Genomic DNA, 25,562 nt, shown 5'->3' with positions numbered 1-25,562 from the left:
TTATAAGTGTTTTAAGAGGGATAAAGCAGAAAAAATTAATAATTATGTTTAGCACCCAAATAAAAAAGGCTGAGCAATTGCTCAGCCTCAATTTAGTTTGACTACAAATTAATGAATAATAGCAACTTCGTGTGAAGCGCCTGTTTCATCGATACGCAGCAGTAGTGCATAGTTACCACCTTCAAGGGTGATATTGTTTATACGATATAATGGCTCAATATTACCATTATCTTGCTCTTTCCCAACGATAACTTTGTATTGGTCGGTGGTTAAAGCAATGGTACGGATATCACGGTAATCTGCGCTTGTGATGATGGTATCTGTTGACTCTAAAGTCTCATTAGGACCAATAAAGTAAACATTTAACCCTTGATTGGCTTCATTGTCATCTAAGTTGATGAAGGTCACTTCATGGAAACCAGATAATTCACGGTTATCTTGTGAGAAGTTGATTAGTTCAACTTCTTGTGCAGTATTAGCGTATGCAGCAATGGTTTTTGAATCACCTTGGTTGAGTGTTACCAAACCATTGGTAAGTTCATTGCTAAGGGAGTCTGTTGCGGTAACTGAGTAATCACCATAAGCCACATCAACGAATGCAGAGGCTTGATCTTTAGTCAGTAATCCAGAATCTGTGGCTAAACCATTATCTATTGCAGTAAAGTTGATGGATTCAGCAACAGCAAGACCGTTAAAGAAACGCAGTTGTGCCTGAGCATTAATATCTTGGTAAGATAAAATGGTGCTACCAGAAGTTAAAATATTGATTTGTAACTTGTTCGCATCATTAACATAGTTGTCTGAGTTAGCAATGGTGGCGAAGTAACTGCGCTGAGTGCTTAGTGAAATTTCAGTACTTTGGAATACCACTTCTCCCGCTGCGTTCTTTAGACAGATAATATAGTCATCAGCCTCAATTTCTGAACCATCTGTACTCAGTTGCTTATCTGTAACATCAAGATAGTTTAACTCTTTAGTTAAAATGGCTTGGTCACAGCCATTGGCACTGTCTGCTAGATTCAGCGTTAATGCCTCTGCACCATAAGCAAAGTGGGCTAAGTGAAGCTGAATATTATTGGTATTACTATAATCATCAGAATTATAGCTGTATGGGTAGTGGACAAAATCAGGGTTGCTGATGTCGCCTGCAGTAACATATAGGTTACGCTGGCTGTCATTAATGCTGATAGATGTATTTTCAGGGGTAATGGTCACATCATTACCATTTTCATCTAACGTTTTAATTTCCAGTGCATAAGTATCAACAGGTGGGGCGATGCTTGCCGTTTTATTACCATAGGTAATTGGATTGTGGATCTGGCTCTCATCAAAATAAGGTACGATTACAGTAGAGTTTACTGAAGCGTTGTAAAATTCGATAAAACCACTAGCGGTTGATTCTTCATCGTCAGAACCACATCCTGTTAGCGCTAACGCAATTGATGAATAAAGGGCTAATTTAGCAACTTTTTTCATTGTTATCTCCAATTTAGAATTATTATTTCCTGGTTACAGCTTGAATGGAGAATGGGTGGGTGTCTTCATGACAAAACCCCTCTACATTGAATCGAGCGGACAACCTAAATGATCAATTTCTGCAGCATAGTAACACCTGATTTGGTATACGCAAACCCTATACTGACCTTGAAAATTCTTTTTTTTATCAAGTATTACTAATACTAGCTTTGGCTCTGGTAATAAGTACATACCCCTATCAGAGTTAACTTCACCATAAAAGTTCCTGTTGTTAACGAAATTATTTTTCAATGTGCTTTTTAAGCTGTTCAATTTCTGTATTTTTACCGTCGCGCCACTGTTGCCACCTTCTTCGTGTTGCAATTTGGTTAACTAACATGCCCAACATAAAACTTAAAACGCATAAACCGATAATGGCTACTATATTCATCATTCGAAAGTCCTAATTACAGATGTACAACACAAGATTCTAAGTAGCAATAGCCTATTTGCCTAGGAATTTTGCTAGCTAGTTAATTTTAAAACAGTAAATTTTAACAAATTGTCCTATGGCTAAGGAACGATGATAAAAATGGCTCTGCAATCATTTTGAAATTGTTGTAATTAACAGCAAAGAACAAAAAAATAAACATTAAGCAGTTGAATTGTGTGTACTAACACTTAAGAGACTGTATAATTACGCCGCCCAAATGGGGGGAAGACCCATGGCTTTGTTGGAGAAATTTATGTCTGAAAAGGCTCTAATCGTTACCATTGATGGACCGAGTGGCGCGGGAAAAGGAACCATTTCCCAAATGTTAGCTGAGAAATTAGGCTGGCATTTATTAGATAGCGGTGCCTTGTATAGAGTATTAGCTTTAGCTGCTATCCATCACAATATCGACCCCACTGATGAAGAGGCACTCGCTGCCATTGCTGCGCACTTAGACGTGCAATTTCTTACCTCTGAAAACACCGATGTTAAGGTGATTCTTGAAGGTGAAGATGTATCTCTTACTATTCGTTCGCAAGAAGTGTCTAACGCTGCATCAAAAGTTGCCGCATTTCCGCGTGTTAGGGAAGCGCTTTTGCGCCGCCAAAGAGCGTTTAGAAAAGACCCTGGCGTGGTAGCCGATGGGCGAGATATGGGCACGGTGGTTTTTACCGATGCACAAGTTAAAATTTTTCTTACTGCGTCCGCTGAAAAACGTGCGCAACGTCGTTATAAGCAGTTGCTTGAAAAAGGCTTCGATGTTAGTATTGACCGCCTTTTGGCTGAGATCAAAGAGCGCGATGATCGTGATATGAATCGCACTGTGGCACCACTGGTTGCTGCAGATGACGCTTTAATCATTGACTCGAGCGAGCTAACTATTGATCAAGTGCTCGCTAAAGCACTAAGCCATATTGCTGCAAAAATTAATCTTGATATAGAGTAATACTCTGTATTTATTTCCGTTTTAAGGATGAATCGGAATTTTTAACTAGCCTCCACGCATAGGATATAACGTGGTTGTATATTGAAGTATTAAAGACATGACTGAATCTTTTGCTGAACTGTTTGAACTATCTCTACAGGAATTCGACGCTACCCCTGGCTCAATCGTTAAGGGTGAAGTAATTAAAATCGAAAACGGTAACGTTATCGTTGACGCTGGCCTTAAGTCAGAGTCAGTAATTTCTGCTGATCAGTTCAAAAATGCACAAGGCGAGCTAGAAGTAGCTGTTGGCGATTTCGTTGACGTTGCCCTAGACGCTGTTGAAGATGGTTTCGGTGAAACTCAGCTTTCTCGTGAGAAAGCGAAGCGTCACGAAGCTTGGATCCGTCTTGAAAAAGCATACGAAGAAGCTGAAACTGTTAATGGTATCATTAACGGTAAAGTTAAAGGCGGTTTCACTGTTGACCTAGATGGCATCCGTGCATTCCTACCTGGTTCACTAGTAGACGTACGTCCAGTTCGTGACACTCTGCACCTAGAAGGTAAAGAGTTAGAATTCAAAGTAATCAAGCTAGACCAAAAGCGTAACAACGTTGTTGTTTCTCGTCGTGCTGTTATCGAATCAGAAAGCAGCCAAGAGCGTGAAGAGCTACTTGAGAACCTACAAGAAGGTCAAGAAGTTAAAGGTATCGTTAAGAACCTTACCGACTACGGTGCATTCGTTGATCTTGGCGGTGTTGACGGTCTTCTACACATTACCGATATGGCTTGGAAGCGCGTTAAGCACCCAAGTGAAATCGTTAATGTTGGTGACGAAATCAACGTTAAAGTACTTAAGTACGACCGTGACCGTACTCGCGTATCACTAGGTCTTAAGCAACTAGGCGAAGATCCATGGTTAGCAATCTCTGCTCGTTACCCAGAAGGCGCTAAGCTAACTGGTCGTGTAACTAACCTAACTGACTACGGCTGTTTCGTTGAAATCGAAGAAGGCGTTGAAGGTCTAGTACACGTTTCTGAAATGGATTGGACTAACAAGAACATCCACCCATCTAAGGTTGTTAACCTAGGTGATTCTGTGGAAGTTATGGTTCTTGAAATTGACGAAGAGCGTCGTCGTATTTCTCTAGGTCTGAAGCAATGTAAAGCGAATCCATGGGATGAGTTTGCAACTAACTTCAACAAAGGTGACAAGGTTTCTGGTAAGATCAAGTCTATCACTGACTTCGGTATCTTCATTGGCCTAGACGGCGGCATCGATGGTCTAGTTCATCTTTCTGACATTTCTTGGAATGCACAAGGCGAAGAAGCTGTTCGTGAATTCAAGAAAGGCGACGAAATTGAAGCTGTTGTTCTTTCAGTAGACCCAGAGCGTGAGCGTATTTCTCTAGGCGTTAAGCAAATTGAAGAAGATCCGTTCAACTCTTACCTAGCTGATAAGAAAAAAGGTGCTATTGTTAATGGTACAGTAGCAGCAGTTGATGCTAAAGGCGCAACTATCACTCTTGCAGACAGCGTTGAAGGTTACCTACGTGTAGCAGATATCGCTCGTGAGCGTATCGAAGACGCGTCTACTGTACTAACAGTTGGTCAAGAACTAGAAGCTAAGTTCATGGGCGTGGATCGCAAGAACCGCGTAATCAGCCTATCTATCCGTGCGAAAGATGAAGCTGATGAAAAAGAAGCAATGGCTTCTCTGAACCAGCAAGAAGATGCTCAAATGAGCAGCGCAATGGCTGAAGCCTTTAAAGCGGCTCGCAGCGGCGAATAATATCGCTTAGATGTAAAGGGGACTTGTTCCCCTTTTAAGTGACCAATCATACTCTAACAGGAGATTGAGATGACGAAGTCAGAACTGATTGAAATGCTTTGTGAAAAGCATCCGCAAATGTCGACTAAAGAAGTTGAAGTATCTGTTAAAGGGCTACTAGAGCATATGACTCAGACCCTAGAAAATGGTGACCGGATCGAGATCCGTGGTTTTGGTAGTTTTTCACTGCATTATCGCGCTCCAAGAATCGGACGTAACCCAAAGACAGGTGATTCGGTTGAATTAGATGGCAAGTCAGTTCCACATTTCAAGCCTGGCAAAGAGCTTCGTGATAGGGTGAATGCCTCGGTTGCTTAAAGTCGTATAAAAAGCCTCCTAAACGGAGGCTTTTTTATAAGAAATGAAATAAATCTCTAGGATAGGCTAGAATCTTCCTTCGTTTTCTCGGATAATTCTTTTATTAAATAGGGAGAGTTAGTCTTGAAAACCATCGTCATTAGTATTCTAGTATTGAGTTTATTTATCCTTGCCCTAGCGTTCGGCTCTCAAAATCAGCAATTAATAGAAATTAATTATTTTGTTGCTACGGATGAGTTCAATCTCAGTAGCTTGCTGGCCCTTACTTTTTTAGGTGGGTTTATTTGTAGTTGGGTGATTGCCTTCCTGATAGTGATCCGTCTGAAGTTGAAGCTTAAATTTGTCACTAACAAACTTGAAAAACTTCACGCCGCAGAAATAAGCGAACAAGCTTAATGTTTGAACTTGTCTTCCTATTATTGCCTATAGCAGTCGCCTATGGTTGGTTCATGGGAAGACGATCTGTTTCTATTGCCGAGCAAAACCAGCAAAAAAAGCGTTCGAAAAACTATTTCAATGGCTTAAATTACCTGTTAACTCAAGAAGCAGATAAAGCGGTTGATTTGTTTATTAACTTACTAGAAGTTGATGACGATACGATAGATACGCATATGTCACTAGCGGCGTTATTCCGCCATAAAGGCGAAGTCGAAAGAGCCATTAGAATTCATCAAAATATTATGACCCGGCCTCAGCTCTCAATAGTACAACGTGATTTTGCCCTGCTAGAGCTAGGACGAGATTATGTTGCCGCTGGATTTTATGATAGAGCAGAGCAAACCTTGGTAAGTTTAATAGAACAAGATGAGCATACACTCGAAGCAGAAAAAGAGCTTTTAGCGGTTTATCAGGTTACTAAAGAGTGGCAAAAAGCCATCAATATTATACTCGGAATGTCAAAGCAAGAAGCCCAGGAGTTTACAGAACTGTTGGCGCATTTTTATTGTGAGCAGGCAGACCAAGAGCAAACGGTAAAAACAAAAGTTAAACGGTATCAACAAGCTTTGGTTAGACACCCAGAATGTTCAAGAGCTATCCTGGCCCTTGCTGAACATTATTTCTCAACCAACGACTTAGTTACAGCAATCACTTATAGTGAGCGATTGCTGAGTGTCGACCCAAGTATTTTTAATCAACTGCTCAACATCATTAGTCGCAGTAACATAGACAATCAAAGCTTAATTAAATTATTAGAGAATGCAGTAAGCAACAAAGCTGGCGTCAGTGCAGTTTTATTATTAGTAGAACAGTATTTAAAATTAAATAAACAGCATTTAGCTGAAGAGCTTATCCTACGACAATTGAAGAAGCATCCAACTTTAAAAGGGTTTAAAAAACTAATGGACCTTTTTATTGATAAAGTTGAAGAGGGTAAAACCAAACATAGTTTGGAATTACTCAGTCAATTGGTTGAGCAACAGATAAACAGTCACCCTAAGTTCAGTTGTAGAAACTGTGGCTTCGAGGTTCATAGCTTATACTGGCATTGTCCATCATGTCATAGCTGGTCCACGATAAAGCCGGTCACCGGACTTAATGGTGAATAATGGAGTACATCATGATAAACAAAATTTTAGTGGCCCTAGATTTTGCTAACAAACAGCAAGCTCTAGATTTAGTAGCAAAATTAGATCCAGACTTATGCCGACTTAAAGTCGGTAAAGAGATGTTTACCTTATATGGCCCTGAATTTGTGAAACAGTTACATGGCTTGGGTTTTGAGGTTTTTCTCGATTTGAAATTTCATGATATTCCCAATACGGTTGCTAAAGCAGTAGCAGCCGCAGCGGAACTCGGTGTGTGGATGGTTAACGTACATGCCAGTGGTGGCCCTAAGATGATGCAAGCAGCCAAAGATGCGTTATTGCCATATGGTGAACAGGCGCCTTTACTTATCGCTGTGACAGTTTTGACCAGTATGGACCAAGCGCAACTCCTTGCCTTAGGGATTAATAAAACCCCTCTAGAGCAGGTAAAGTTTTTAGCATCTCTAGCTAAAGAAAGTGGTTTAGATGGCGTGGTGTGTTCCGCTCAGGAAGCTAGCGAACTGAAACAATTACTGGGTGCTGATTTCCAATTAGTGACTCCTGGGATCCGTCCTGTCGGGGCTGATGTCGGTGACCAAAGTCGTGTAATGACTCCAGCTAAAGCGATTGCTGCGGGCAGTGATCATTTAGTTATTGGACGCCCGATTACCCAAGCTGATGATCCATTAGCATCATTACAATCTATCAGCCAATCAATTAATTAAGAGCAGTATTATGTCTTTGCAAGATCAATTAGTTAAAGCCGGGTTGGTGAATAAACAGCAAGCCAAACAGGCCAGAGCTGCCAAACGCAAAAAACGCAAACAAGGCGGCACCGATGACAATAAAATATTATCACAGCAGGTATTAGAGCAACGTCAACAGCAAGCTGAAAAAGATAAGCAGCTAAATCTGGAAAAATATGAAAATGAGCTGCAATTAGGGCGTATTCGAGCGCTTCGTACAGAACTCCCGAAAGCTGCGATAAAGCTGGACGAAAACGCTGAGTTGGAATATAACTACACTTTTGCAGGAAAAGTGTTAAAGCTTTATGTTAATGAAGAACAAAGACAAGGACTGGCTAACGGTGCACTTGGCATTGCTCGTGTTGACGATAAAAGTTATGTTTTACCAAACAAATTAGTCGAGCGCGTACAAAAGATTAACCCACAATGGGTCGCTTATATTTATGATGGTGATGAGCAGGTCTCCGCTGTAGAAGATGACCCATATGCAGATTACCAAATCCCCGATGATTTAATGTGGTAGTTTGATTTAAAGTTTAATTAAGTTATTGATTATTAATGTCCTAACAAGCATTTGTTATCTTTGTACTCGTGTTTAAGGGTAAATCGCTTACACTTTAATTATTGTTGTTAGGCTATAGCTGGTAGTTATTATAAATTTATGGTTCTTAGTGCTCAGAAATTAGAAATTAAAACGCTTGCTGGTTTCCCATTAGAAGGGGACCAGATGCAATGGATCCAAGATGCTAAGCAAATGCATCAGACTCTGCTGTCACAAATCAAACATGCAAAATATCGTATTTATTTAGTTTGTCTCTATTTACAGGATGACGAAGCTGGTCGTGAAGTTTTTCAAGCACTTATTGCAGCCAAGAAAAGCAATCCAGATTTAGATATTAAACTGTTTGTTGATTATCACCGAGCCCAACGGGGCTTAATCGGTGAAGGTGAGGCCAGGGGTAACAATGTGATGTACCGCGAAGCGCTTGCTGCTGCTGGGGTACAATTTGGGGTTTATGGTGTCCCCGTAAAAAGTCGTGAAGTGATGGGCGTTTTACACCTTAAGGGTTTCGTATTTGACGACACTGTACTTTATTCTGGTGCCAGTATTAATAATGTTTATATGCATTATTTTGACAAATATCGCATCGATCGTTACTACTTGATCCATAATTTAAGTTTAGCTGATAGTTTTAGCCAGTTTATAAATCAACACTTACTACAAGATAAGAATTTACAAAATCTTTGTAGTGAATCGAAAAAGCCCAAGAAGATAATCAATCACTTTATTCGCCACTATAAGAAACAGCTCAGTGCCGCTCAATATGACAACGGCACTAAAACCAGTGGCTTACGAGTTACACCACTTTCAGGTCTAGGTCTTAGAGCCAACAAGCTTAATAAAGTAACGTTACAATTAGTTCGTGGGATTGAAGATCACGCGTTTATTTGTACCCCTTATTTCAATCCTCCTTTGGCATTAATGCGAGCGATTGGTGCAAAGTTACGCCAGGGCAAAAAAATAGATATTGTTGTAGGTGATAAAACCGCCAATGATTTTTATATCCCACCAAGTGAAGAATTCAATATCATTGGTGCTTTGCCTTACCTTTATGAACAATCTTTAAGACGTTTTGTTAAACGTTTTCAATGGGCGATAGATGCTCAATTATTAAGGGTTCATCTTTGGCATGATGCTAATAACAGCTATCATTTGAAGGGAATAAGTGCTGACAATAATAAACACTTAATTACCGGTTCTAACTTAAATCCTAGAGCATGGTCGTTAGATGTTGAGAATGGTTTGATGATCAATGATCCCCAACAATTATGGTCTCAGCAATTTAGCAATGAACAACAACAGATTCTTGCAAATACCAAAATGGTTAATCATTACCGTCAACTTGATAAAATCGACACTTATCCAAAAGACGCGCAAAAGGTGGTTAATCGCATTCGCCGTTTTAGAGCTGAGTTTTTACTTAAGCGTATTTTATAGAACACAAAAAGCCAGCTTGATGCTGGCTTTTTACTCTTGGTACTCATAGACTTATTATAAGTTAACTGTATAAGGATAGATAAATGGTCGAAGAAACCATCTTTAGTAAAATTATCCGTCGTGAAATTCCTGCAGATATCCTCTATCAGGATGAATTAGTTACGGCCTTTCGCGATATCAGCCCACAAGCGCCAACCCATATCTTAATTATACCCAATCATTTGATTGCCACGGCTAACGATGTCAAGCAGTCAGACGAAGCTGCCCTTGGTCGAATGATGATCGTTGCCGCAAGGTTGGCTAAAGAAGAAGGCATTGATGAAGATGGCTATCGCCTCATTATGAATTGTAATAAACATGGTGGACAGGAAGTTTATCACATTCACATGCATTTAGTTGGTGGTAAGCCATTAGGTCCAATGTTGAGCAAATAGTATGAATTTCGAGCCCCAAAACGCGTTTACCAAAGTAGCAACATTTTTTGTTGAGCAGTTAAATCACTGTCAGGCCCTTGGTGTTCAATGTGATGGGGCTAATGCTAACCATGTCAAACTCAGTTTGCCCTATCAGCAAAAGTTGGTGGGGAACCCTGATACTGGCCACCTCCATGGTGGGGTGTTGACCAGTCTTATTGATAGTGCTTGTGGTGCCGCGGTGTTAGTGGCTCAATATCATCACAAAGGCATTTGGGCAATAGCGCCAACTATGGATCTCAGAATTGATTATATGACCGCTGCTAAGCCAGGTTCAAAGGTATATGTGATTGCCCAATGTTATCGGATAACGGATGATGTTGCTTTTACGCGAGCAGTGGCCTATCAGGATAATATTGATCGTCCAGTGGCCCATGTCACTGCAAGTTTTATGTTAGTTCAAGCTGGTTTTTTGGTGGATTCTTTTGCGCAAACAGTTCAGGAGCATTTTGATGGAATTTAATTTAGCTCTCAATCAAGCGGTTGCAAATAGAGAATTTGATAAAATTATTGAATTAGTTCCTTATGCTCAATTTTTAGGGATGAAAGCCGTAAATCTGGGGGACGAACAAGTCTTTGTATTGCCCAATAATGAGCAGCATATGGGCAATCCATTATTACCTGCGATCCATGGTGGGGCAATTGCAGGATTTTTAGAAATGTCCTCAATTTTGCAATTGCTATTAACCACCAACAGCCAATCTATCCCCAAAATTATTAATTTTTCGATCGATTATTTACGCCCTGGGTATGCCCGGGATACTTTTGCTTATTGCAGTTTAACCAAGCAAGGGCGCAATGTTGCCAATGTCAGTTGTATTGCATGGCAGGGTAACCGTAAACAGCCTATTGCCACTTCGCGAGCTCACTTTTTGATGGAGTAGATAATGAAAAAATTATTTTTCGTTTTTATGATAATTACTGCGAGTGCATGCAGTAACTTAAATACCACCAGTGGCATCAGTATTAACGGTGATGGAGGTTTACAGATAAACAATAACAGTTTATCCCAAGATCTTGAGGTCTCTGGGCCAACAAGCTTTAGGGTTAATAACCTATTACAAGCGGTGGTAACGGTCACTTCAAAAAAACGTAATGATCAGCAATTGCAATACCAATTTCAATTCTTTGACACTAACGGCATAGAAATAGAAGCCGCTAGTTCAGTGTGGCAATCATTAAATTTAAATGGTAAGCAAAGCCGACAATTGCAAGGGCTAGCCGCTAATGACCAAGGGGTAACTTTTAGATTTAATATCAGGCCTGTTTATTCCCAAAATTAACTATTGTTCCTGAAAACTATTCATACATGTTTTCAATAGGGGATATATCTGTATAATTCTCCATTGCCAAGGGGCGCCCTTAATTGGGCTGAGAAGCACCCTTTGAACCTGAACCGGATAATGCCGGCGTAGGAATGGCTCAAAATATAAATGGATTTTGTTGTTGTCTCTGCGCAGGCCTATATTTATTTTTAAATAGAGGTCTTTATGAACCCACGTTTAACGTCGGTAGTTGCTCTACTACTGCCTTCTTGCTTTGCATTTGCCGAGCAAAATAATTCAATCGAACACATAGAAGTAAGGTCATCACTTCGTGCTGTTAGTTTAAATCAGATTCCAACCAGTGTGTCATTAGTTGATGCCCAAGCTTTACAGAATGAGCAGGCGAGTCATCTACAAGATGTATTGAATAATCTTGCTAATATAAACTTTGCTAATGGTAGCTCTCGGCCCCGTTATTTTCAAATACGTGGGGTAGGGGAAACCGATAATTATCAAGGAGCCCCTAACAGTTCAGTGGGCTTTATTATTGACGATATTGATTTATCTGGCCTAGGAATGACTTCTGATTTATACGATTTACAACAGCTAGAAGTCCTTCGTGGCCCCCAAGGTACTCGATTTGGGGCAAATGCCTTAGCAGGATTATTCTATCTAAAAAGTAAAGATCCCACTGCTTCTCCGGAACACGGCCTTCAAGTTAAGCTAGGTAACGATAATCTGCGTACTTTTTCTGGCTATAGTTCTGCTGCGGTGACTGATAATTTGCTTTATCGTGTGGCTCTAACTAAACACGATCAGAATGGCTTTATGAAAAACACCTACCTAAATCGTGAAGATACCAATAAGCGCGATGAACTGACATTAAGGGGGAAATTAAGCTATATCTTAAGCGATGATACGCAAATGGATTTAGCAGTGATCCATGGTCGTTTTGATAATGGTTATGATGTTTGGACCTTGGATAATAACGGCCGTGAAACCCGCACCGATCAACCTGGCTTTGATAATCAATTTACTACTGGTGCTTCGTTTAAGGTGACTTCTGAATTATCTGAAGCGATGACTTTTACCTCTATTACCAGTGGCTCTGATAGCGATCATCGCCATGCCTATGATGGCGACTGGAGCAACCCGGATGATTGGGCAGCAAAGCCTTGTCCAGTGTATGATGATAGCTGGACTGAAGTGGTCGGCACTGGCCCTTGTCAATATGATTATTGGTGGGATAAACAAGCAAATCGTAAGGTATTATCCCAAGAGTTTCGTTTAAATTCTAGCGAGGCAGGTAAGATATTTAATGGTTCATCTGATTGGGTAGTTGGGGTATATGCCAAAAACCTAGCGGAGCACAACGATCTTGATTCAACCTATAATGGCTGGCCAGATCAAGTCTTGCAAAGTGAGTATGAGTCAACCAGCTATTCTGTATTTGGCCAGTTAGACTCAAATCTTTCAAATGGATATGAGCTATCTTTAGGTTTACGATTAGAGCGCAGAAACGCCGATTATAAAGACTCTAATAATGAAGCTTTTAACCCATCTGAGAATATGTGGGGTGGCCACCTGTCATTATCTAAAGCCCTTGATCAGTATCATAATGCTTATATTAGGATTGCTAAAGGTTACAAAGCTGGTGGCTTTAATATGGGCTTGCCTGCAGAACTGACCGATAAAAAACAATTTAAAGCAGAAGATCTTTATAACTATGAATTTGGTCTGAAATCCAATTGGTTAGAGGGTGATGCTTATACTCAGTTTACTTTGTTTTATATGGATAGACAGAACCAACAGGTTCAAGCTTCCCAGCAAGATCCTGCTAACCCACAGAGATTTATTTTGTATACCTCTAATGCGGCGAGTTCGACCAACTATGGCCTAGAGTTAGAAGCGAATTATCAAATTACCGATTCTTTAAGCACTTATGGCTCACTAGGGCTACTAAAAGCGACCTATGACGACTATAAATATAAAGATAAATATGGTGCCCTCGTCGATCTCAGTGGTCGTACTTTAGCTCATGCACCAGAAACCAGTTATGCCCTAGGGGCTAATTACCGCAATGATAACGGCATATTTATCAATGTTAATCTAAATGGTAAATCTGAGTTTTATTACTCGGATTCCCATGATTCAAAATCAAGTCCATATACGGTTATCAATGCACAAGTAGGTTATGAGCAAGGTAGCTGGGCGGTTTATCTATGGACTAAGAATGCTTTAGATGAGCGTTATGGCACCCGAGGATTCTACTTTGGTAATGACCCATCTGACGGTTGGACTGCACATCAGTACATTCGTTATGGTGATCCACGCCAAGTGGGTGTTACCTTTAATTATAACTTTATGTAATAGAGTTAACAGGGCGCTCAATTAAGCGCCTTTTTCAAATGAATGAAGAGAAAGCTATGATTTTAACTGCTGAAATTTCAATGTATCCATTGGCGGATGACTATTTAACACCAATTCGCTGGTTTATTAGTGAGCTAGAAAAGGCGCCCAACATTAAACGTCGCACTACAGCAACGTCTACTACCATTCAAGGAGAATATGACGAAGTAATGCAGGTACTTAATTGCTGTATGAAACAGTCCCATGAAAAGTTTGGCCAAGCATCATTTGTGGTCAAGTTTTTAAAAGGTGAACTGGATATGGATTATCAGGACGAATTCTGTGGTTGATTGGTTAATCCTGATAGCAACGGATATTTCTAAACAATCGTGGCCAGAGTTAGCCGCGGTAACAGCTGCTGTTGCTTATTTAATTTTTGCTATCAAACAAAGTCTTTGGTGCTGGCCAATGGCGGCTATTTCTACCAGTATTTATACCCTCATCTTTTGGGATGTTGCCTTATTAATGGAATCTTTGCTGAATGTTTTTTATTTAGCAATGGCATTCTATGGATTTTGGCAATGGCGATATGGCGGCAACCAAAAAACGGGGGTTAGTTTAAAAGTTTGGCCTTGGCACAAGCATGTGGTCGCCGTAAGTTGTTTAGCTTTGCTTACGGTAGCGGTAGGTTATGTTATGCAAACCAATACCCATGCAAGTTTCGCCTACCTGGACAGCTTTACTACTGTATTTGCAGTTTTTAGTACATGGCTTATCGCTATTAAATTGGTGGAGAACTGGCTGTATTGGGTATTGATTAATCTTTTGAGTGCCTATCTGTTCAGCCAAAAAGGATTGTATTTAACTACGTTACTGCACAGTTTTTATGTGGTGATGTCTCTATACAGTTATTGGTTATGGAACAAAGAGTATCAGACACAATGTCACTAAGTCCTGTTTCATTATTAAATGTTTGCCTAAAACGTGCGAAATTACCTGAATTAAACAACTATAAACCTTTAAATAGCGGTATTTCCCAACAATCTTATTGGGTCAACACTGCCAAGGGGCAATATGTGATTAAGTGCTTCATTAAAGCATCATGGCCTTGGTTAGATTGGTCACAAGAGTGGCAAATATTTGATAAGTTGGCTTCAGCCGGTGTTGCTCCAAAACTCATATATATGGATAACCACTTTGCTATCACAGCCTATGTAAATCATACTAAACCCAGTTATCAACAACTGGTACATCCTTTACAAAAGCTTCACTCATTAACCGCTTGTAGAGTATTAAACATAACAGCTCAAACCCAAGCTTACCTTAAGCATATTGCCTCTTCATTTAAGTGGGCTAATGCTTCGTTAATAAATGATTTAGCATATATTATTAGCAAGTTTGAAAGTGAGCCTCATGTTTATGGCTTATGTCATTTAGATCTTCATTTGGATAATGCTTTAGCAACAGAAAACGGCTGCCTATTAATTGATTTTGAGTATGCAGCAATGGCTCCGATCATATTAGATCTGGTAAAGATTAAACGCAGTTGGCAATTAGAAGGGGCAGAATTTGAAGAATTATTAGAACAATTTCAATTTCGTCCATCATTAGAACAGTTACGGGTGGCAGAAAAAATTAGTATTTATTTAGATTGGCTTTGGTATGCTATGGAACACCAAACATATTCTAATGAAATTCAACAATTGCAATTGGACTTAAAGACCCTCTGATGACAACAGAAGCAGATAAAGGAAAGCATGAATTAGAAATTTTTCATAAATTTATCTTAGGATTGCAACAAACCACCGCGACAAATATTGTTAAATGCTTACCTCCACAACCGGATATCTTTTGTTACTTCAATCGTGCCCCCACTTTTTTTGAATTAGCGCGAGTCTACAATATTGAGCAAGTTCATGATTCTCTTCAACAAGCTCAACATAAAAATATTGAAGATGCCAGTATGAGAGTGCTCAGGGCAAAATTGTCTAAGAAGTATCAAGCGGTTCATCCAATTCATCTGCTACTCTATGATGATATAGGTCTAGCAGTTTCGTGCAGTGAGATGCTAAAGAACATAGCTGGGTACTTATCTTTGGCGGAAAACATTCCATTTACAAAGGTTTGGTATATGTCTGGTGATGGCAGTCATGCCGTCACTTTTTAGTCACATCAGTATTTTAAATCAACAGTTTGTTATTTTTTTGAACGGTTGCGCTGTTGGTGGCGATTGATGGCTTTACAAACTCCATAGTAGTCTTTATTATTCATCTCGCTTCGGAGAGATGGCTGAGTGGTTGAAAGCACCGGTCTTGAAAACCGGCATAGGTTAATAGCCTATCTAGGGTTCAAATCCCTATCTCTCCGCCACTTTTAAAGCCCGCTCAACTGAGCGGGCTTTTTCGTATTAACCTGAGGTTAATAGCGCCCTTTATCTTGAGGGTTAAAATCCCTATCTCTGGGCCACATAAGAAAAACCCGCTACTTGTTAGCGGGTTTTTTGGTATTGACCTCAGGTTAATAGCAGCTCTTTATCTTGAGGGTTCAAATTCCTATCTCTGGGCCACTATCAACAAAGGCCAGCTTTTATAGCCGGCCTTTTTTATTAACCTCAGGTTAATAGCGCCCTTTAACTTGAGGGTTGAAATCCTCGTTTTTTTACTGCTATAAGAAAGCCCAGCTTTTATGAGTCAATCCCATTAGTTTGCTTTTAAACTTAACTTGAAGTTGATTACGCTATTGATATTGCGGTAACAATTGCTTTTTATCTGAAAGGAAAAAGTAAACATTTTGATGCTTAATAACAGTATTAATTAGGTCGCTTAGTATCGGCGGATTTTCAATTTACTTAACTAGAATTTTTGTAAATTTGTTTGATAGCAACTTAGCGTAAATTGTTTTAATCTATAGATTATTTCATTTACATTATCAGATTAAAAAAAATAAACTTAGACATTCTATATGTAAGCGGTTACATTTTTTTCAATTTAAAATAAATTGAGGTTGCTATGGATAAGCTCACAATTAAAAATAAAATTACTCTTGCAGCGGTATTAGCACTCGTGGTGTCTTGTGGTCTCATGGCTTGGTTGAGTTTTGATCAGGTTTCATCGGAAAGAGAGAAAGCCACAGCAGCTCAACTTGACGCCATAAGCTTCACTTATAATAAATATGTTTCCGATTGGTTTAAGGCCAAAGGCGAAGCATTAGGTTCAATGCCCGAGCAAATTGGGCAACAGCAGTTGGTGGCTCATTTACAACAAATAAGAGATGCTGCAGGTTTTGATAATGTGTTCTTAGCTTATCCAGATGGCAGTCAAGTCAATGCTAATGGGGTTGTTTTACCTGAAGGCAACAATGATCCAAGAAAGTGGGATTGGTATAAAAAAGCCCTTACTGATCATGCTAAAGTGTTTGTATTAAATCCAACAGTGGCGGCAGCCACTGGCAAGAATGTTGTGTCTTTGGGGACGGTTATTTCTGTTGGTGGTCAACAATTGGTGATTGGTGCTGATGTTGAAATTGCCGATATCGTCAGTCAATTAAATGAAATAAACCTACCAGGCCAAGGTAAAATGGCCATTGTAACTAATGAAAAGACCATCTTTGCCCATCCTGACTCATCTTTTTTAAATCAACCTATAGATATGATTGCAAGTGGTTTATTTGAAAATAATCAATTTAAACTCGGTTCAAAATCAGTAATTGAGCATGCGAATCAAAATGGTCAATGGTATTACTATTCAAGGGCGATCCCTAATACCCGTCTAGCCACTTTAATCATGTTAGATAAGGAGGTTATTGATGAGCCTTTATGGCAGTTATTTTGGCAACAAATGTTGATGACACTAGCGGTAATTGCTACCACCAGTGTGCTTTTTGCACAGCTTAGTAAATATTTATTGAGACCTTTAGATTACGTATCCCAAGCGTTGATGGATATTTCTGAAGGTGAAGCAGACCTTAATGCTCGAATAGAAGTGCGTTCGAATGATGAAGCGGGTGTATTAGCAGATAGTTTTAATAAATTTATCTCCAGCTTGAAAATATTAGTTGAGCAAATAAACTCGGATGCTGGCAAACTTCATCAACATACCCAACAAGGATTGGCTCAAGCTCAATCGGTTGGTAATGGCGCACAAACAGGCCAGGCTGAAGTTGAAGATATTTCTACATCAGTCTTACAACTTTCAAGTGCAACTGAAGAAATTGCCCAGCATTGTATGCATGCAGCTAATCAGGCTGAGGTAGTGAATAAGCAGGTCAGTGATGGTCGAGAGCAAATAAATGTTAACGTGAGTTCGGTGTCTAAAATTTCTAGTGAACTTCAGCAAGCAGAGCTCACCTTTAAACAGTTAACAGAACATGCTGCTGCTATTACTGATATATTAACCACTATTGAAGGTATTGCAGAGCAAACTAATCTTTTAGCACTTAATGCGGCTATCGAGGCTGCTAGAGCGGGTGAGCATGGTCGAGGTTTTGCGGTTGTTGCTGATGAGGTACGTAACCTTTCAGATAAAACACAAGCTTCAACCTTGCAAGTTCAGCAGACTATTTCATTATTACAGCAGTCTACCAAAAATGCTTCTGAGCAAATGATGAGCTCATCTTCAGAAATTATTAAAGCTCAGAGTAGCGCGGATAAAGCCCTTGCGATGTTCCAGCAAATAGAAGCCTCGGTAAGCCAAATTCAGGATATGGCAAATCAAATTGCCACAGGAACTGAACAGCAAAGCTGTGCGACCCATGAGTTATCTAATAATATGCAAAATTTGAAACAAATAACCTCTAGTTTGCATGAGCAGTCACAGCAATCTTCTGCTACTGCGGACTTGCAACTATCATTAAGCGAATCCCTTAATAGATGTGTTGCAAGATTTTCTATCTAATGATTGTTTAATAAGCTTTAAGCCGATAAATTGAGATTATCGGCTTTCTTGTAATTGGTGGCATCGATGGACAAACAGTTACCCCTCACTGATTTTATTGAGTATTCAGAGCAACAAATGCTGCAACGGGCACAAAGTTTTTTGGAGCAGGCAAAAAGACGTCACTCGATACGTAAATTTGATAGCAGATCCGTTTCTAAAAGTATCATTGAGACTTGTATCTTAACTGCTGGTAGAGCACCTAGTGGCGCGAATCATCAGCCATGGCATTTCGTGGCGATATCTTCAGAGCAAGTAAAGAAGCAAATTAGACAGCAGGCAGAGAAAATAGAGCAAGGTTTTTATAATGGTCGAGCAGGCCAGCAATGGCTCGATGATTTAAAGCCATTAGGTACTGATGCTCGCAAACCCTATTTAGAAGAGGCGCCTTGGCTGATTGCTGTGTTCTCCCAGAAACGGCAAAAGCAACAAGGAAAAGCTGATAAAAACAATTATTATGTTCACGAGTCTGTCGGCTTAGCAACCGGTCTGTTAATACAAGCTTTACATAATGCAGGTTTGGCAACGCTAACCCATACACCAAAACCCATGAGCTTTTTACTCGATATCTGTAAAAGAGATAAAGATAATGAGCGACCTTATATGTTAATTGTCACTGGTTACCCAGCTAAGGGAGCGACCATCCCCTCTTACGCTATCAATAAAAAAGAGTTAACAGAGTTAGCAAGCTTTATTTAAATGTTAGTTTAATGATGTATTAGAAATTTTGTCTACAGTTGCGATTGATCAAATAAAGCCGTTCAATTGCGTGAGCATCTGGCATGGCTTTGTTAAGTTATTAATTAATTACTCAACAAAGGAACGCCTATGTCAGCTTATCTAGTGATTGATGCTTTAGTGACTGATCCATACCAATTTAAGGGCTATCTAGAGGTTGTGCCTAAGTTAGTAGAAAAGTTTGGTGGTAAATATATCGTGATCGATCCTGAACCGCTAACCTTAGAGGGGCCAGAGACGCATAAGTCATGTGTGATCTCAATTTGGCCTAATACAACCAAGGCTAAAGAGTTTTGGTATTCCCAGGAATATCAGCAAGCGATTGAGTTGAGAAAAGGCTGTGGCAAGTTCACGGTTAAATTAGTCAACAGCCTTATTACTTGATAATACTAATAGTTTGCTAACTTATTGATAAAGTTAGTCGGTATAGCAACCGCTTGACGTTTTTCGAAATCGAAACTGACACAACCTGATTCGCCTAACGCAATCAGGTTAGAGTCTTTATAAATAGCTTGGAAAATTCTAAAGCTACGATTGGAGATCTCTTCAATATCGCTATAAATTTCAAGCTCATCAAAGGCAAAAGATTCATGTAAATAATTCATTTGCAGATCAGCCATAACATAACCTGTCTTACCATCCCCCAAGTCATTATCACTCACATCTAGAGCTTTGAACATTTGAGCTTTTGCTTCGTGTAATAGGGTAACCATGGTGTCATGGCCTAGGTGATTAGCATAATTAAGATCGGTAATGCGGACGTGGGTTTTAAAATAAAAGCGATATTTTGCTAAAGGTTGTAATTTACTGCGTTTCATTTGAAATAATTGTGATTAAAACTGCTCCCTTTTTAACTTCTCCTGAGTCGTTTTACAAGTATTTATGACTCTTTTGAAGCTTTTTTCTTTAAAATCAATTGCTTTTATTGTTGTAAATTTGGGGCATGAGTCATCTAAATGGTGGACTACCAACGTAATGTATAAAAACTATGAGGAAGAATATGACTATTACATTATGGTGTTTATTTATCGCTGCGTTGTTACATGTATTTTCTAAAACGCCACTGTTTTTAGCTATGGCAAAGCAGCGTGGGGGCTACAACAATTCCTTGCCAAGGGAGCAACAAAAGCAGCTAGATGATTACGGAAAAAGAGCGGCAGCTGCCCACTATAACCAATTAGAGAGTTTTCCTATTTTTGCTGCTGGAGCATTAGTCTGCACGTCGCTGGGTCTTGAAAGTTATTTCATTAGTGCGTTGTCGTGTACTTACATCATAAGCCGCATACTCTACCTTTACCTGTACGTTAAGGATCTTGCTAGCTTGCGGACATTGGTGTGGTTATGTGGCTTCACAAGTTCTTTAGTATTAATCGCCTCTCCATTATGGAATAGCTAGATTGGGACGATGAAAATATGGCTTTATGGGATAGATAAAGCCATCTATTTTTATGATTTAGGCGATACCCACATCTCAATTATAGCGTTGAATACACGTTCACCATTAGTATCGAAAACGTCCACATTAACAGGATAAGCACTTGATTCTACAAGATCCATTGCTTTTAGAGGGGTGGCGATGGCCTTTAAATCAGTTTTAGCCTTTTTTAAATACTTAACGGTCATTCCTTTGGGGATCCATCTATGGCTTTTAAAGGGAACAGCGGCTTCGGTCATTAAGCCGCCGGCAGCTTCAGCCATATTGCACATGGCGATAGCATGAACGGTATTGAGGTGATTTGTAACTTTCCATCTTTTTTTTAAGGTGAGTTCACATCTATTGGGCTCGAGTATTTGATAACGCGGCTTGATCGAGAGAAAGTAGGGGGCTTTAAGTGCCAGCATCGTTGAAAAAAGCCATTTTCCAGCCGGTTTGTGTTCTAGGGTTTTCCATATTTTATAGGTATTCATTCCGTTACTGCCTTTATTGTTATCTGGTCATACCAGATTATGCCCAATAAATAGAATAACTTGCAATAAAAAAGCCGCTAATTATAGCGGCTATTTGATCATAGACTGAGAATTATGGCTCTATATTTAGGGGCTGCTTATTTTTGATGGTTACTTTATGTGCGATTTAACGGGTAAGATCCCAAAGTACTCGAATTGAAGCATAGTTATTCTTTGTCAAATGGGAGTAACGCTTCTAGGATGTCTTTTAACACATCCTACGGACAGCGTATTGCTGCAGAAACAAACAATAAAGGTAAACAGAGCCTTCTATTTATCGCCAGAAAAGAGAGTGATATCGGCTGCTAGGGTAGTTTGACAGTTTTTAAGTTTACACTTAACAGTGATCACCCTCGACTCTATTGGAAGCTGGCTTCTAGAGTAGCTGTTAATAGGTTAAGTCAGTGCCGCTTGTTCTACGCTATATTGCTCAGGTTATATTGCGAAACAAAGCTGCTAGTTAATATTGTTACTGCAAATGGGTTGTCTTTTTAATGAATTGTCCTTATTCATCTTCAAAGCTTTCTTTTTGGTGGTAGGTTTTATCACTGTCATAGCTGTGTTTGCCTGCTTTACAGTCGCTGCCATTTTCACACTCAATACTACCGAGCACTAAGCGATTATTTAAATTTCGTTTAACACGTTGTCCATTTGAATTTATGTAATATTCATCTGCACTGTCTACGCTCACGGCATTGGACTTAGGTTTTGCTAGGATAAACCCATTATCAGTATTTTCTAAAGCTTGAGCACTGACGCCTGTACTGTCATTTAATAGATCTTGTTCGCTTATTCCTTTCGGTAAAGGCTCAACTTTTAGGGGATCTTTAGCAACGAAGATGCTTTTTTTGGGTTGTGGCTCTGTTGCCTGGGCAAAAGTAGATATCATTGCAAAAACACCTAGCCATAAAACGGGTTTAATCATTGCTCTCTCCTTGGGTTGTATTGTTCCTTTGTATCATCTTGCTAAACATGAGTAAAGTAATAGCTAATGGGGCCTATACTGTATTTTGTTTAGGTGATTATTAAAGAATAATGGTTACAAGCCACAGCCATTATAGCCTATTCATTTCTGTGTAGAATCAGAGTATCGGAGCTAGATTGCGCTTCCATTGCCATTTAGGACCGTTTGTGGCTCTTCATTCTTGTTCGCTTGGTCTGCTGCTTTTCAATAAAGTGTACAGTGCCATCGTTGTCAACAGCTAAGCCTAACAGCCATTGAAGTGATCCCCTTTAAAGAAGGGTATCACATCATTTTAGCAGTTAATAAAAAGCCCTACTGAGTGAATAGTAGGGCTTAAGTAAAAGATTTTGAGCATTGAGAATGCTGCATACAACTTCAGCAGGCACTTGCTTGCATTGGTACGACTTTACCTTTAGGGTCAACGAAAACGAAGCATATTAAAGGTTAAAAGCCGTACTCAGTACTCAAATTAGCCTGATGCGTTGTCGCAGGTGAAGCCGTTGTCGTTGCACACTTCGTTAGTGCTTATGATCTAGATCCACACCTTGCCAATCGCTGTCAGATTCGAACAGCAAAGATTGAATCTTACCTTTGCCTTCAATATTGACCAGGTTAACTTGGCTAGGCCATAGTTCCTGCAGCGCACCATGGCTGATGTTCAATTGTTTAATGGCTTTAACCGGCACTTGTTGATAGATCCAAAGGTATTTGCCTTCTATTTCTACCCCCACATACTCTAATTTAAGTGGTGTTTCGCCATCACTTAAACCAAAGTTCTGTTGCACATATTGGGCAAACTGCTGACGAGTTTGTTGTTTCGCGATAATATCAGCATCACGATTAAACAAGTCTTTCACAGCATGTTCGGCATCATGTAAAAAGAACTTATGCATCACTTCAATATAACCAGAACGTTCATTAAACAGCACAGTAGTAATCGCGGTTTTTTGCTGGTGGCTAAAGGCCGAAGCTGCCGCGGCTAATAGTAGTGCCATAACTACAATACGTAGGATAATGCCTTTTATGGTTAAAGCTTGTCTCACAATTATTCAGCCTTAGTTTCTTCTTTTTCTTCGTCTTTTTTCAGCTCAGTAGTCATATCATGCATAATGTCGCGACGCATATTGGTTGGCGTGCGCTTATATTTGTATGACTCTAAACGTGAAGGAATGATGCGACGTGGATAGAAGTTGTTTTCAATGTTTACATCGGCAGTATGACGGCTAGGATCAATCGCCACGCTCACTAGCTCTTTATCTTTATCAAAGACAAACAGCTTAGAGACTTGCTTGTGATTACGACGCCAGATCTCTGCTGGAATGTTTAGTTCTTCTACGCTGCCATCTGCGAAGGTCATTTCCACTAGAATTGGCATTACCAAACCACCTAGGTTGGAAAAGTCCATGACATAGTAGTTTTTGTCCTCAGCAATAGCACGCTCTAGTACTTTGCGCTCATAAGGCTTAAGGCCTTTTAGGAAGCTTTGGTACTTATTACGCTCTTTATTGGTTACGGTGAACTCGTCATTCTCGTCATAGAAATCACGAACATCAGGGTTCATTTCTACCCAAGTTTTTATGCCTTGTTCGGCGTTTTTCTTTACAGAGAGAACCGTTGGTTTGGCTTCATCGAATTGACGTTGGCGTGCATAATCGATATCTGGGTTATGGGTATCTAGACGCAATTTATAAATTTTATCTAGGCTAATATCCACATGATCGGTAGTGTAGAACCAACCACGCCAAAACCAATCTAAATCAACCCCTGAGGCTTCTTCCATGGTACGGAAAAAGTCTGATGGCGTAGGGCGTTTGAACTTCCAACGTAATGAATATTCACGGAAGGCATAATCAAACAATTCACGGCCTAAAATCACTTCACGCAGAATGTTCAGTGCAACTGCAGGTTTAGTGTAAGCATTTGGGCCTAGACGTAAAACGCTGTCAGATTGGGTCATAATCGGTACTTGAACATCAGATTTCATGTACTCAACAATATCACGGGACTCTAAACTCCATGGGAAGTTGGCATCCCATTCACGCTCAGCGATACCTTCAAGGAAAGAGTTAATGCCCTCATCCATCCAAGTCCATTGGCGCTCGTCAGAATTAACGATCATCGGGAAGTAGATATGGCCCACTTCATGGATAACTACCCCAATTAAGAAGTCTTTCTCACCCATAGAATATGTTCTTGAACCATCGTCTTGCAGCTTAGTACGGGGGCCATTAAAGGTGATCATCGGGTATTCCATACCACCGACTGGACCATTTACCGATTGTGCAACCGGGTATGGGTAGTTAAAGGCGTAACGGTTATACACTTCCATGGTGTGGATGACGGCATCAGTTGAGTAAAGCTTCCAAAGGTCGCCCCCTTCTTTAGGGAAGAATGACATCGCCATTACTAGTGGCATCTCTTTATCAGCTTGCTTAAAACCTTTAGCATCCCACATAAACTTACGGCTTGAAGCCCAAGCAAAATCACGCACGTTTTCCGCTTCAAAGTGCCAAGTCTTTTCACCAGTCGGATTTGAAGACTCATTAGCTAAGGCTTCTTCTGCAGTGACGACAAACACTGGTCGTTTGGCGGTTTCTGCTTTGGCTAAACGTTGCTGCTGAGTTTTATTAAGCACCTTGCTGGCATTTTCAAGGGTGCCAGTAGCTGAAACGATGTGATCGTTAGGAACAGTAATTTTTACGTTGTAGTCACCAAATTCAAGGGTGAACTCACCACTACCAAGGAAGGCTTTGTTAGTCCATGCCTCATAGTCGGTGTAAGCATGCAAGCGAGGGAACCACTGTGCCAATTGGAATATTTGGTTGCCACCCTCACGTTTGTCATCAGGGAAGTGCTCATAACCTGAGCGACCACCAGTCGCTTTTTGTTCAACAATATTAAAAGCAAAGTCCATAGTTAAAGCGACTTTATCACCTGAGCGCAGTGGTTTGGGTAAATCCACTCGCATATTGGTTCCAACTAACGTTACTTTAGCTGCGGAGCCTTCGACTTTAACATTGCTAATTTGGTAGCCTAACTCATTATCAGCCATGAATTGCTGCTTACGGAGGCTTCCTAGAGTTAATTTTGCAGGTTTATCATGACCAGAAACACTGAGTGCTTTGCCACCTGAAAAAGTTTCAGTTAGGCGGGCAATCGAGTCTACTTTGTAGATATTTTGATCCAACTGAAACCATAAGTATTTCAGCGTATCAGGAGAGTTGTTCTGGTATGTGATGGATTGACTGGCTTCAATTCGTTTTGTCGTTTCAAGTAGACGAACATCAATGTCATAATCGACTTGTTGTTGCCAATATTTATGGCCGGGTTCACCGGCGGCATTACGATAGCTATTGGGAGTAGGTAGAGCTTCGTCTAATTGACGAAATTTGTCTTCAAAGCTTCCTTTTGATTGCACAATTGGGCTAGCATGCGCCCCCAGTGCTAAAGGTAAACTCAAAGACAGTAAAGCTAGTATGCTTAACTGCTTGGTCTTCATTATTATTTTCTCTTGTTAGAATTCTGCTTACTTCAGCAGCTGCAGTATACAGGACAGTGATCAAGGTCACAATTTCAACCCGATAAAACCAAATCGCATGGCG

Annotated in this window: 28 protein-coding genes, 1 tRNA gene and 1 riboswitch; of the genes, 22 read left to right on the top strand and 7 right to left on the bottom strand. The window is 40.0% G+C overall.

The annotated features are described in order from the left end of the window. Window positions 1–108 precede the first annotated feature (108 nt). Together GFB48_RS02705 and GFB48_RS02700 are read right to left on the bottom strand one after the other, a co-directional pair. A complete protein-coding gene (locus GFB48_RS02705) occupies window positions 109–1,476 on the bottom strand; it encodes a hypothetical protein (protein ID WP_163930872.1) in 1,368 nt (455 codons plus the stop codon). A 280-nt stretch (window positions 1,477–1,756) separates the two neighbouring features. Continuing rightward, a complete protein-coding gene (locus tag GFB48_RS02700; RefSeq protein WP_163930870.1) occupies window positions 1,757–1,909 on the bottom strand; it encodes a hypothetical protein in 153 nt (50 codons plus the stop codon). A gap of 292 nt (window positions 1,910–2,201) precedes the next feature. Here GFB48_RS02700 and cmk point away from each other — a divergent pair, with 292 nt between their 5' ends. The 21 genes from cmk to GFB48_RS02595 all read left to right on the top strand — a co-directional run bounded on the left by cmk (window position 2,202) and on the right by GFB48_RS02595 (window position 19,433). After that, window positions 2,202–2,894 carry a (d)CMP kinase gene (gene cmk, locus GFB48_RS02695; RefSeq protein ID WP_163930868.1) on the top strand — a complete coding sequence of 231 codons (693 nt, stop codon included), beginning with the start codon at window positions 2,202–2,204 and terminating at the stop codon, window positions 2,892–2,894. Between the two features lie 97 nt (window positions 2,895–2,991). Beyond that, a complete protein-coding gene (gene rpsA, locus GFB48_RS02690) occupies window positions 2,992–4,665 on the top strand; it encodes a 30S ribosomal protein S1 (RefSeq protein ID WP_163930866.1) in 1,674 nt (557 codons plus the stop codon). Window positions 4,666–4,734: 69 nt separating this feature from the next. Next, entirely contained in the window at window positions 4,735–5,022 is a 288-nt protein-coding gene (gene ihfB / locus GFB48_RS02685) for an integration host factor subunit beta (RefSeq protein ID WP_163930864.1), read from the top strand. Between the two features lie 123 nt (window positions 5,023–5,145). Continuing rightward, window positions 5,146–5,418, top strand: coding sequence for a LapA family protein (locus tag GFB48_RS02680; protein WP_163930863.1), 273 nt, complete (start codon window positions 5,146–5,148; stop codon window positions 5,416–5,418). Beyond that, window positions 5,418–6,569 (top strand): lipopolysaccharide assembly protein LapB, encoded by a 1,152-nt coding sequence (gene lapB, locus GFB48_RS02675; RefSeq protein ID WP_163930861.1) that lies wholly within the window; start codon window positions 5,418–5,420, stop codon window positions 6,567–6,569. The genes GFB48_RS02680 and lapB overlap by 1 nt, the downstream gene beginning before the upstream one ends. Window positions 6,570–6,580: 11 nt before the next feature. Next, window positions 6,581–7,273, top strand: a complete 693-nt coding sequence (gene pyrF, locus GFB48_RS02670) for an orotidine-5'-phosphate decarboxylase (RefSeq protein ID WP_163930859.1) — start codon at window positions 6,581–6,583, stop codon at window positions 7,271–7,273. A 10-nt stretch (window positions 7,274–7,283) separates the two neighbouring features. Further along, complete coding sequence (locus tag GFB48_RS02665; RefSeq protein ID WP_163930857.1) at window positions 7,284–7,817, top strand: DUF2058 family protein; 534 nt, start codon at window positions 7,284–7,286, stop codon at window positions 7,815–7,817. A gap of 138 nt (window positions 7,818–7,955) precedes the next feature. Then, window positions 7,956–9,293 (top strand): CDP-diacylglycerol--serine O-phosphatidyltransferase, encoded by a 1,338-nt coding sequence (pssA, locus tag GFB48_RS02660; RefSeq protein ID WP_163930856.1) that lies wholly within the window; start codon window positions 7,956–7,958, stop codon window positions 9,291–9,293. Window positions 9,294–9,376: 83 nt separating this feature from the next. After that, window positions 9,377–9,727: a purine nucleoside phosphoramidase gene (hinT, locus tag GFB48_RS02655; RefSeq protein WP_163930854.1), complete on the top strand. Its 351-nt coding sequence runs from the start codon at window positions 9,377–9,379 to the stop codon at window positions 9,725–9,727. 1 nt (window position 9,728) lies between these two features. Next, complete coding sequence (locus GFB48_RS02650; protein ID WP_163930852.1) at window positions 9,729–10,229, top strand: PaaI family thioesterase; 501 nt, start codon at window positions 9,729–9,731, stop codon at window positions 10,227–10,229. Next, window positions 10,219–10,650: a PaaI family thioesterase gene (locus GFB48_RS02645; protein WP_163930850.1), complete on the top strand. Its 432-nt coding sequence runs from the start codon at window positions 10,219–10,221 to the stop codon at window positions 10,648–10,650. Before GFB48_RS02650 ends, GFB48_RS02645 begins: the two co-directional genes overlap by 11 nt. Window positions 10,651–10,653: 3 nt before the next feature. After that, on the top strand, window positions 10,654–11,049 hold the full coding sequence (locus GFB48_RS02640) for a DUF1425 domain-containing protein (RefSeq protein WP_163930848.1): 396 nt from the start codon (window positions 10,654–10,656) through the stop codon (window positions 11,047–11,049). Between the two features lie 59 nt (window positions 11,050–11,108). Next, a riboswitch (TPP riboswitch) is annotated at window positions 11,109–11,201 on the top strand. Window positions 11,202–11,256: 55 nt separating this feature from the next. Continuing rightward, entirely contained in the window at window positions 11,257–13,401 is a 2,145-nt protein-coding gene (locus GFB48_RS02635; protein ID WP_163930846.1) for a TonB-dependent receptor, read from the top strand. A gap of 56 nt (window positions 13,402–13,457) precedes the next feature. Then, window positions 13,458–13,730 (top strand): YkoF family thiamine/hydroxymethylpyrimidine-binding protein, encoded by a 273-nt coding sequence (locus tag GFB48_RS02630; protein WP_163930844.1) that lies wholly within the window; start codon window positions 13,458–13,460, stop codon window positions 13,728–13,730. Continuing rightward, window positions 13,723–14,331 carry a nicotinamide riboside transporter PnuC gene (pnuC, locus tag GFB48_RS02625; protein ID WP_240464814.1) on the top strand — a complete coding sequence of 203 codons (609 nt, stop codon included), beginning with the start codon at window positions 13,723–13,725 and terminating at the stop codon, window positions 14,329–14,331. Before GFB48_RS02630 ends, pnuC begins: the two co-directional genes overlap by 8 nt. Beyond that, on the top strand, window positions 14,322–15,110 hold the full coding sequence (locus GFB48_RS02620; RefSeq protein WP_163930842.1) for a phosphotransferase: 789 nt from the start codon (window positions 14,322–14,324) through the stop codon (window positions 15,108–15,110). The genes pnuC and GFB48_RS02620 overlap by 10 nt, the downstream gene beginning before the upstream one ends. After that, a complete protein-coding gene (locus tag GFB48_RS02615) occupies window positions 15,110–15,547 on the top strand; it encodes a hypothetical protein (RefSeq protein ID WP_163930841.1) in 438 nt (145 codons plus the stop codon). The genes GFB48_RS02620 and GFB48_RS02615 overlap by 1 nt, the downstream gene beginning before the upstream one ends. 112 nt (window positions 15,548–15,659) lie before the next feature. Further along, a tRNA-Ser gene (locus tag GFB48_RS02610) sits at window positions 15,660–15,750 on the top strand. A 638-nt stretch (window positions 15,751–16,388) separates the two neighbouring features. Then, window positions 16,389–18,272 (top strand): methyl-accepting chemotaxis protein, encoded by a 1,884-nt coding sequence (locus GFB48_RS02605; protein ID WP_163930839.1) that lies wholly within the window; start codon window positions 16,389–16,391, stop codon window positions 18,270–18,272. A gap of 66 nt (window positions 18,273–18,338) precedes the next feature. Continuing rightward, window positions 18,339–19,010 (top strand): nitroreductase family protein, encoded by a 672-nt coding sequence (locus tag GFB48_RS02600; protein WP_163930837.1) that lies wholly within the window; start codon window positions 18,339–18,341, stop codon window positions 19,008–19,010. A gap of 129 nt (window positions 19,011–19,139) precedes the next feature. Continuing rightward, entirely contained in the window at window positions 19,140–19,433 is a 294-nt protein-coding gene (locus GFB48_RS02595; protein ID WP_163930836.1) for a DUF1330 domain-containing protein, read from the top strand. A gap of 5 nt (window positions 19,434–19,438) precedes the next feature. Here GFB48_RS02595 and GFB48_RS02590 read toward each other — a convergent pair whose 3' ends face one another. Then, window positions 19,439–19,867: a thioesterase family protein gene (locus GFB48_RS02590; protein ID WP_163930834.1), complete on the bottom strand. Its 429-nt coding sequence runs from the start codon at window positions 19,865–19,867 to the stop codon at window positions 19,439–19,441. 182 nt (window positions 19,868–20,049) lie between these two features. On the opposite strand from GFB48_RS02590, the gene GFB48_RS02585 reads away from it, so the two are divergent. Then, complete coding sequence (locus tag GFB48_RS02585; RefSeq protein WP_163930832.1) at window positions 20,050–20,445, top strand: MAPEG family protein; 396 nt, start codon at window positions 20,050–20,052, stop codon at window positions 20,443–20,445. A gap of 50 nt (window positions 20,446–20,495) precedes the next feature. On the opposite strand, the gene GFB48_RS02580 is transcribed toward GFB48_RS02585, so the two are convergent. The 4 genes from GFB48_RS02580 to GFB48_RS02565 form a co-directional block, all read right to left on the bottom strand. Beyond that, window positions 20,496–20,957 carry a hotdog fold domain-containing protein gene (locus tag GFB48_RS02580; RefSeq protein ID WP_163930830.1) on the bottom strand — a complete coding sequence of 154 codons (462 nt, stop codon included), beginning with the start codon at window positions 20,955–20,957 and terminating at the stop codon, window positions 20,496–20,498. 544 nt (window positions 20,958–21,501) lie between these two features. After that, entirely contained in the window at window positions 21,502–21,921 is a 420-nt protein-coding gene (locus tag GFB48_RS02575) for a hypothetical protein (protein ID WP_163930828.1), read from the bottom strand. Between the two features lie 557 nt (window positions 21,922–22,478). Then, window positions 22,479–23,003, bottom strand: coding sequence for a DUF6702 family protein (locus GFB48_RS02570; protein ID WP_368669038.1), 525 nt, complete (start codon window positions 23,001–23,003; stop codon window positions 22,479–22,481). 2 nt (window positions 23,004–23,005) lie between these two features. Further along, a complete protein-coding gene (locus GFB48_RS02565; protein ID WP_163930826.1) occupies window positions 23,006–25,459 on the bottom strand; it encodes a M1 family metallopeptidase in 2,454 nt (817 codons plus the stop codon). Window positions 25,460–25,562 lie beyond the last annotated feature (103 nt).

The sequence above is a fragment of the Paraferrimonas sp. SM1919 genome, from assembly GCF_010993985.1.
GTDB lineage: Bacteria > Pseudomonadota > Gammaproteobacteria > Enterobacterales > Shewanellaceae > SM1919.
This window is presented reverse-complemented; position numbering and strand designations above follow the sequence as displayed.

What these genes read in the sequence shown, in the direction of transcription:
- GFB48_RS02705 (WP_163930872.1), bottom strand. Translation starts at nt 1,476, where the DNA reads ATGAAAAAAGTTGCTAAATTAGCCCTTTATTCATCAATTGCGTTAGCG.
- GFB48_RS02700 (WP_163930870.1), bottom strand. Translation starts at nt 1,909, where the DNA reads ATGATGAATATAGTAGCCATTATCGGTTTATGCGTTTTAAGTTTTATG.
- cmk (WP_163930868.1), top strand. Translation starts at nt 2,202, where the DNA reads ATGTCTGAAAAGGCTCTAATCGTTACCATTGATGGACCGAGTGGCGCG.
- rpsA (WP_163930866.1), top strand. Translation starts at nt 2,992, where the DNA reads ATGACTGAATCTTTTGCTGAACTGTTTGAACTATCTCTACAGGAATTC.
- ihfB (WP_163930864.1), top strand. Translation starts at nt 4,735, where the DNA reads ATGACGAAGTCAGAACTGATTGAAATGCTTTGTGAAAAGCATCCGCAA.
- lapB (WP_163930861.1), top strand. Translation starts at nt 5,418, where the DNA reads ATGTTTGAACTTGTCTTCCTATTATTGCCTATAGCAGTCGCCTATGGT.
- pyrF (WP_163930859.1), top strand. Translation starts at nt 6,581, where the DNA reads ATGATAAACAAAATTTTAGTGGCCCTAGATTTTGCTAACAAACAGCAA.
- GFB48_RS02665 (WP_163930857.1), top strand. Translation starts at nt 7,284, where the DNA reads ATGTCTTTGCAAGATCAATTAGTTAAAGCCGGGTTGGTGAATAAACAG.
- pssA (WP_163930856.1), top strand. Translation starts at nt 7,956, where the DNA reads ATGGTTCTTAGTGCTCAGAAATTAGAAATTAAAACGCTTGCTGGTTTC.
- hinT (WP_163930854.1), top strand. Translation starts at nt 9,377, where the DNA reads ATGGTCGAAGAAACCATCTTTAGTAAAATTATCCGTCGTGAAATTCCT.
- GFB48_RS02650 (WP_163930852.1), top strand. Translation starts at nt 9,729, where the DNA reads ATGAATTTCGAGCCCCAAAACGCGTTTACCAAAGTAGCAACATTTTTT.
- GFB48_RS02645 (WP_163930850.1), top strand. Translation starts at nt 10,219, where the DNA reads ATGGAATTTAATTTAGCTCTCAATCAAGCGGTTGCAAATAGAGAATTT.
- GFB48_RS02640 (WP_163930848.1), top strand. Translation starts at nt 10,654, where the DNA reads ATGAAAAAATTATTTTTCGTTTTTATGATAATTACTGCGAGTGCATGC.
- GFB48_RS02635 (WP_163930846.1), top strand. Translation starts at nt 11,257, where the DNA reads ATGAACCCACGTTTAACGTCGGTAGTTGCTCTACTACTGCCTTCTTGC.
- GFB48_RS02630 (WP_163930844.1), top strand. Translation starts at nt 13,458, where the DNA reads ATGATTTTAACTGCTGAAATTTCAATGTATCCATTGGCGGATGACTAT.
- GFB48_RS02620 (WP_163930842.1), top strand. Translation starts at nt 14,322, where the DNA reads ATGTCACTAAGTCCTGTTTCATTATTAAATGTTTGCCTAAAACGTGCG.
- GFB48_RS02615 (WP_163930841.1), top strand. Translation starts at nt 15,110, where the DNA reads ATGACAACAGAAGCAGATAAAGGAAAGCATGAATTAGAAATTTTTCAT.
- GFB48_RS02605 (WP_163930839.1), top strand. Translation starts at nt 16,389, where the DNA reads ATGGATAAGCTCACAATTAAAAATAAAATTACTCTTGCAGCGGTATTA.
- GFB48_RS02600 (WP_163930837.1), top strand. Translation starts at nt 18,339, where the DNA reads ATGGACAAACAGTTACCCCTCACTGATTTTATTGAGTATTCAGAGCAA.
- GFB48_RS02595 (WP_163930836.1), top strand. Translation starts at nt 19,140, where the DNA reads ATGTCAGCTTATCTAGTGATTGATGCTTTAGTGACTGATCCATACCAA.
- GFB48_RS02590 (WP_163930834.1), bottom strand. Translation starts at nt 19,867, where the DNA reads ATGAAACGCAGTAAATTACAACCTTTAGCAAAATATCGCTTTTATTTT.
- GFB48_RS02585 (WP_163930832.1), top strand. Translation starts at nt 20,050, where the DNA reads ATGACTATTACATTATGGTGTTTATTTATCGCTGCGTTGTTACATGTA.
- GFB48_RS02580 (WP_163930830.1), bottom strand. Translation starts at nt 20,957, where the DNA reads ATGAATACCTATAAAATATGGAAAACCCTAGAACACAAACCGGCTGGA.
- GFB48_RS02575 (WP_163930828.1), bottom strand. Translation starts at nt 21,921, where the DNA reads ATGATTAAACCCGTTTTATGGCTAGGTGTTTTTGCAATGATATCTACT.
- GFB48_RS02565 (WP_163930826.1), bottom strand. Translation starts at nt 25,459, where the DNA reads ATGAAGACCAAGCAGTTAAGCATACTAGCTTTACTGTCTTTGAGTTTA.